Below are 6360 nucleotides of genomic sequence, written 5' to 3'. Positions count from 1 at the left end.
GGGTTCGCGTACACGCACGAGACGTCCAACATCGCTGCGGGGCCGCTCGCCTCCGCGTACGGGGAAGGCTCCATGTTCGAGAAGATCGACAAGCAGCTCGACCTCGCCCTCAAGATCCGCGCCGTCGACCCGAACGACGTGGTCGCGCGCATCGTCGTCCACCATTTCCTCCCGGACCTGATCGGCAACCTGAAAGCGTTCTCGAGCCAGCAGGTCCGTTGCACGAAGTGCGGGGAGAAGTTCCGGCGCATGCCGCTCCGCGGGAAGTGCCTGGCGTGCGGAGGCAATCTCACCCTCACGGTCCACGAGAGCTCGGTCAAGAAGTACCTGGAGATCTCGAAGAAGATCAGCAGCCAGTTCGAGGTCTCGAACTACCTGCGGCAGCGGATCGACCTCATCGAGGAGGCAATCACCTCCTTGTTCACGAACGACAAGACGCAGGACCTGAAGCTCGACGACTTCTTCTAAACGCCCGCGGCGACCCGGTTCCGTTCACGTCGGACGAACAGGGCTCCGACGAACATGAGGAACATGCCGAGAGCGAACGTGGCCACGACCAGGTATGGGAAGTTCGCGACCATCAGGTTCGCGAGGTCCGTCGGCACCGCTCCCGATGTGAGACCGACGTTCTGGGGTCCGATCACGTAGGCGCCGACGAGGACGAGGCCGAGGAACATGAACAGGATGCCGACCTTGGCGATCGCGGGCGTCCGCAGCGTGTAGTCGCAGGCGGGGCAGACCCAGACCGCGTCGTCGGGCAACTCGGCGGCACAGTTGGGGCAACGGCGGTTCATGCGGGCCGGGCTAGAGGGCCGCCCGGCAAATACCTTTCGGACGGCCCAAACGGAAAGGCGTCCCATGGCCGTCCTTGGCGAGTCGATGTCCACCGCGGCACCTCGCGCGCGGGAGTCGGGGCCCAAGCCCGTCTTCGAGCCCCGCTGGGCTCACGTGCCGGACAAGGAAATCATCGCCTCGGCAAGTTCCCGAGGCTTCGTAATCATGGGGTAATGGCCCGACTCGATGAGCCGGTAGGGCCCGTCCAGCCTCTCCTTCAGCACCTCGTCCACACTGCGGCCCGGCGCCTGCGAGAGGTACCAGGCGAGCGTGTCCCCGCCCGTGCAATAGATGTACGATTTCTTGACTGCATCGTACTTCGCGGAGAGGATAATCGGATCGCGGAGGTACCGGACCGGGAGCGGGGAGGCTTTCGAGAGCAACCACTTGCGGTCCGTCCCCTGAACGTCCTTCCCGACGACGCCCAGGAATTCCTCCGGGAAGGGGACCACGGAGCCGGTGACCGGGAATTCGTCGGGAAAGCTCCCTTGAGGGGTCCGGACCTTCTTCGGACTGAACCCGTCCAGGTACAGGACCATGCGGATCCTGTCGGCCGCGCGATCCGCCACCGCGGCGGCGACCTTGCCCGCGAAGCTGTGCCCCACGAGCACCACGTCGTCGAGATCGTTGTAGTGGATCACGTTCAGGACGTCCTGGATCCCGGTCTCCATCCCTACGTCCATCGAGGCGAGATGCGCCCGCTCGGCCACTCCGGTGAGCGTGACGGGGCAGGCGACGTGGCCGCGCTCCTCGAGGGGAGGGACGACCTTCTTCCAGGCCCATGCCCCCAGCCATGCGCCGGGGACCAGGACGAATTGGGTCATAGCGAGCTCATCCTTTGATTGCGCTAGGCCATCCAGGGCCAAATCCATTGCGCGGTCATTTCACCGGGCGGCCCAGCGTGAGAGGGCAGTGGCGAAGCAGCGCACGGTAAACGGCGAAGGCTTTTCTCTCTCGGCTCTATGAGCGGCAAGTACCTTTGTGTCCCCGGACGTCAGGGGCCGCGCGAACCCATCAGAGGGGGTTCCGTTCCGGGTCGCCCTCCGTGGCCCACCGGGGGACGACATGCCGCTCCGCCTTGTAGTCCGCCCGGTACGGCTTCAGGTCCAGGACCGGAGTGCCGTCGTACACGTCGACCCCCTGGACGATGAGGACGTTCCCTTGCCGCGCCACGAGCCTGACCAGGGTCAGGCCGATCGGATTGGGACGGGCGGGGGAATCCGTGGCGAACACCCCGACCTCGGGCGCCTTCTCCACGGGGACGTCCGAGCCTCGATGCAGCCTCGGACTCACCCGGAGCAGCCCCTTCCCGCCCGCCTTCTGCCGGTCGAGATGGGAGAGGATGAACAGGTGGGAGAACCCGTCGATCCCATCAAGGGCTGGAGCGTACTCAGGGAAGACTTCGATGCGGCCCTCGAGTTCGCTGAAATCGGTCGGTCGCGGCTTGTCGGAACCCGGAGGGGGCAGCCCGCCGTGAACGACGCCGACGGGCTGCAGCGTGAGGGACATGGCTCCGCAAGTGGGCCGCCGCGGCATAGCTCTTTGGCCCGCCGTAGGCGGACCGCGTAGGGCAACCCTCAAGTAGCGTTCGCCAATGGTCGGCCGGATGAGGAAGTCCACGGGCGTCGCCCTCGCGGCGATCGCCCTCGCGGCCGTCGGCATCCGGCTCTCTCCGCTCCTCGGAGGCCTGTATTGGGGCTCGGACTTCGGGGAGTACTTCGGCATCCTTCGGTTTCTCACCGTGTACGGCCACATGCCAGTGCACTACGTGGGCTGGGGGAGCACGTATCCGTGGTTTCCGGGGATGTTCTTCGCTCAAGAGGCCCTCGTCGGACTTGGAGGGCTCGACCTGCCCACGGTCCTGAACCTCCTCATTCCGATCCTGGGGGCCCTTGCGGTCCTGCCCATCTTCCTGCTCTCCGAGGAGATCGTCCACGACCGCCGCGTCGCCTTGTTCGTCGCCGCGTTCGTGGCGGGCGTCATGCCCCATGTGTACGCCACGTCGCACACGGCCCCCGCCACGCTGGGCGACCTCCTCGCCTTCACATCCCTCCTCCTGTTCCTCCGACTCCGCCGCGATCCTCGAGTCGCCCTCCCCCTCGTCCTGGTCACGGCCACGCTGATCACGACCCACCACCTGAGCGCGTACTTCGTGATCCTCATGGTCCTGGGTGCGCTCGTCCTTCGCGGCCTTCTGCGGCCGTTCGTCTGGGACGCGGGCGCCAAGCGGGAGGTCGGCTACGCGGGCTTCCTCCTCGTGGGGACGCTCGCGTACTGGTTCGGATACGCGGCGCCGTTCCGGGACAACATCCTCGTCGACGTGAACGTGCAGCCCTGGTGGATCCTCTTCGTGGCCTTCGGCGGCCTTCTCCTGGTCCTCGCGCTCGCCGTCCGAGCCCGGGGCCGCGTCACGTGGCGATACCGCCCGCGCTACCCGGACTTGCGGTATTCCTTGGCCATGTTCGGCCTCGCCCTCGGGTTCGTGGTCGGGCTCGCCGCGGGCACCGTCCTCGGGGCCGTCCCCGGAACCTCGGTCAGCCTGCCGCCCATCATCCTGGTGGACTTCGCGCCGCTGCTCATCCTGCTCGCCTTTTCGTCCGCGGGTCGCAAGTCTTTCGACTTCATGCCGCACGGGACGGCGGTCTCCGCCTGGTTCCTGGCCCTCGCCGTGTCTGCGCTCGCGGGCAGCGTGGTGGCCACCCGCGTGCTAATCCCGTACCGCCACATCGAGTACCTGATCGTCCCCGTGGGCATCCTGGCCGGCGTCGGATTCTTCCGCCTTCTGGACCTCGCCTCGCCGACGCGTGCCCGCCGCACCGCGGCGGTCGTTGCGGGCTGCGCCCTCCTCGCGGGCAACTTCGCGTTCGCGATCCCACCCCCGAGCTTCGTCGCCGGGTGGAACGAGGCCACGCAGCCCGTGGCCATGGACGGCGTGTACTGGGCCCACGGCAACCTGCGAGGCCTGGTCGCCGCGGACCATATGGCGTCCACGAACCTGTTCGGCTTCGGGGGCGTGAACGCGACGTGGGACACGACCGTCGCGCCCTTCTTCGCGACGACATGGAGCGACGCCAGGCCCGGCCTGGTGTCCATCGCCGCACCCGCGGGGACCCAGAACGCGACGTACGTGTGGCTGGACCAGGTGGAGACCCACGGCGTCGAGCTCCGGGTCTGGGAACCTGCCGTGCCCATGTCTCCCGCGGCGATCGCCAAGTTCAGCGCCAGCCCGTTCGTGAAGGTCTACGACGACGGGTACGCCCAGGTGTACTGGATCGCCTGGGGCTGCGACGGCTCCTGCTGAGACCAACCCTTTATGGTCCGCGGGCTCATGGGGCCGCGACCCATGCGCGTCGCGATCCTGCACGATCACATGAGCTTCATTGGCGGGGGTGAGCGCCTCGTCCTAACGCTGGCCCAGGCGCTCGACGCGGACCTGTACGTGACGGACCTGAACCCCGAAATCCCAACGAAGGCGGGCTTCCAGGGCGTCCGAGTCACGGAGCTCAAGAAGGTTCCGAAGACCCCGCTCCTCCGCCAGACGCGGCAGGCGAAGGCGTTCCACCACGCGGAGATTCCTCCCCACGACGTCTACGTGTTCTCCGGGAACTGGGCCATCGCGGCCGCGGGAACCCACAAGCCCAACCTCTGGTACTGCCACACCCCGGCGCGGGTCTTCTTCGACCTCGAAGGGACCTTCCTCGCGGACCTCAGTCCCGCGAAACGCCTGGCCGCGAGGACGTGGATCAACCGGACGCGACCCAAGTACGAAGCGAACGTGGCCGACGTCCAGCGGATCGTGGCGAACAGCCGGAACGTCGCGGCGCGCGTGGAGCGCTACCTGCACCGGACCGCGGACGTCGTGTATCCGCCCGTGGACGTGCGACGTTTCCGCTTCTCCGGAGTCGGCGACTTCTGGCTCTCCGTGAACCGGCTCAGCCACGAGAAGCGGATTGCACTCCAGGTCGCGGCATTCCGAAGTCTCCCCGAGGAGCGGCTCGTCGTCGCGGGCGGTCCCCAGGTCGGCATGGACGCGCGGAGGTTCATTCGGGCCCTCGATCCGCCGCCGAACGTGGAATTCCTCGGCGAGGTGGACGAGGCCCGCCTCCGGGACCTGTACGCCACCTGCCGCGGTCTCGTGGCAACGTCCCAGGACGAGGACTTCGGGATCACACCCGTGGAGGCCATGGCGTCCGGGAAGGCGGTCGTCGCCGTGGACGAGGGAGGCTATCGGGAGACCGTGATCCCGGGCCGCACGGGCTGGCTCGTCCCCGCGGCGCCAGAGGCGGTCGCGTCGACGATCCGGGAGGCGACGCCCGAGGTCCTGGCCTCCATGCGTTCCGCGTGCGAAGACCGTGCGAGGGCCTTCGATGCCTCCGCGTTCGTGGCGAGGATGACGAGCATTCTCGGCGAAACGGCCGCGGCCGCGGCCTCACTGCCCGCGAAGTTCTAATGCTCCTCCTCCCTACCGCAGCGGGACCATGGGCTCCCAAGCCACGGTGGTCGTGCTGAACTGGAACGGGCACGACTACCTCCGCGAATGCCTCCGGTCCCTGTTCGCCCAGACGTACCGGGACCTGCGCGTCCTCGTCGTGGACAACGCCTCGCCGGACGCGTCGTGGCGGATCGTCGACGAGGAGTTTCCCGAGGCTGCGCTCCTCCGGATGCCCGAGAACCTGCACTTCGCGCGGGGAATGAACGCGGGCTTCGCGCGGGCCCTCGAGGATCCGCACGCCGAGTTCGTGGTGGCGCTCAACAACGACGTGCGCGTGGACCCCGAGTGGCTCGCCTCCCTGGTCGCGGCGGCGGACGACCCGCGCGTGGGCATGGTGGCCTCCAAAATGCTCTTCATGGACAAGCCGCGGACCCTGAACTCCACGGGGATCGTGATCGCCCGCGATGGCAGCTCCATGGACCGGAGCTGGAACACGCCGGACGACGGGGAAATGGATGCCCATGCGGACGTCTTCGGCCCCTCGGCGGGGGCCGGCCTCTACCGTCGCCGGCTCCTGGAGCGAGTGGGCTTGTTCGACGAGGACTTCGTCGCCTACTACGAGGACGTGGACCTCGCGTGGCGAGCGCGACTCGCGGGATGGGAGGCGCGCTTCGCGTGCGGCGCGGTGGTGTACCACAAGTACTCCGGGTCCGTCGGCCGTCGTTCGCCCTGGAGGCAGTACCAGTGCGAGCGGAACCGGGTGTGGACCCTGGTCCAGAACTATCCGTGGCGGCACGTGGCCGCGGGAATCCCGTGGAACGCCGCGCGGCTCGCGGCCTCCCAGTTCCCCGGCCGCGTCCGGACGTCCGACGCAGACTCGATCGCCGCGGATGGGGGCGGCTCGGCACGGGTGCACGCGCAAGCGCGTCTCGATGCGTACGCACGCCTCGGCTCCGCTCTGGAGAAACGCCGACTCCGGTACCGCGGCCGGACGGTGAGCGTGGCCGAGGTGGGCCGATGGCTCCGGACGTACGGCGTGCCCCTGCGGCAGTCCGTGGGGGCCTGAGCCGTGGAAGGGCGTCGGTGTCTTTGGG

7 protein-coding genes are annotated in these 6360 nt (G+C 68.0%); 4 read left to right on the top strand and 3 right to left on the bottom strand.

The window, feature by feature from the left end:
• The coding region (locus tag VEY12_04600; protein HYM39411.1) for a DNA polymerase II large subunit at positions 1 to 468 on the top strand (468 nt) is incomplete at its 5' end.
• On the opposite strand, the gene VEY12_04595 is transcribed toward VEY12_04600, so the two are convergent.
• The 3 genes from VEY12_04595 to tsaA all read right to left on the bottom strand — a co-directional run bounded on the left by VEY12_04595 (position 465) and on the right by tsaA (position 2343).
• Positions 465 to 794, bottom strand: a complete 330-nt coding sequence (locus VEY12_04595) for a hypothetical protein (protein ID HYM39410.1) — start codon at positions 792 to 794, stop codon at positions 465 to 467. The two genes, VEY12_04600 and VEY12_04595, sit on opposite strands and share 4 nt — an antisense overlap.
• Positions 795 to 944: 150 nt before the next feature.
• Positions 945 to 1658: an alpha/beta hydrolase gene (locus tag VEY12_04590; GenBank protein ID HYM39409.1), complete on the bottom strand. Its 714-nt coding sequence runs from the start codon at positions 1656 to 1658 to the stop codon at positions 945 to 947.
• A gap of 190 nt (positions 1659 to 1848) precedes the next feature.
• On the bottom strand, positions 1849 to 2343 hold the full coding sequence (tsaA, locus tag VEY12_04585; protein ID HYM39408.1) for a tRNA (N6-threonylcarbamoyladenosine(37)-N6)-methyltransferase TrmO: 495 nt from the start codon (positions 2341 to 2343) through the stop codon (positions 1849 to 1851).
• Between the two features lie 97 nt (positions 2344 to 2440).
• Between tsaA and VEY12_04580 the strand changes: the two genes are divergently transcribed.
• From VEY12_04580 to VEY12_04570, 3 genes are read left to right on the top strand one after another with little or no spacing between them, the layout of a single operon-like run.
• Positions 2441 to 4135, top strand: a complete 1695-nt coding sequence (locus VEY12_04580) for a hypothetical protein (GenBank protein ID HYM39407.1) — start codon at positions 2441 to 2443, stop codon at positions 4133 to 4135.
• Positions 4136 to 4177: 42 nt separating this feature from the next.
• Positions 4178 to 5284, top strand: a complete 1107-nt coding sequence (locus tag VEY12_04575; protein HYM39406.1) for a glycosyltransferase — start codon at positions 4178 to 4180, stop codon at positions 5282 to 5284.
• Positions 5285 to 5312: 28 nt separating this feature from the next.
• Positions 5313 to 6332, top strand: coding sequence for a glycosyltransferase family 2 protein (locus tag VEY12_04570; protein HYM39405.1), 1020 nt, complete (start codon positions 5313 to 5315; stop codon positions 6330 to 6332).
• Positions 6333 to 6360: the final 28 nt, after the last annotated feature.

The sequence above is a fragment of the Thermoplasmata archaeon genome (assembly GCA_035632695.1).
In the GTDB taxonomy this organism is placed as follows: domain Archaea; phylum Thermoplasmatota; class Thermoplasmata; order RBG-16-68-12; family RBG-16-68-12; genus RBG-16-68-12.
Note: the sequence above shows the minus strand (reverse complement) of the source record. Positions and strands in the feature narration are given on the sequence as shown.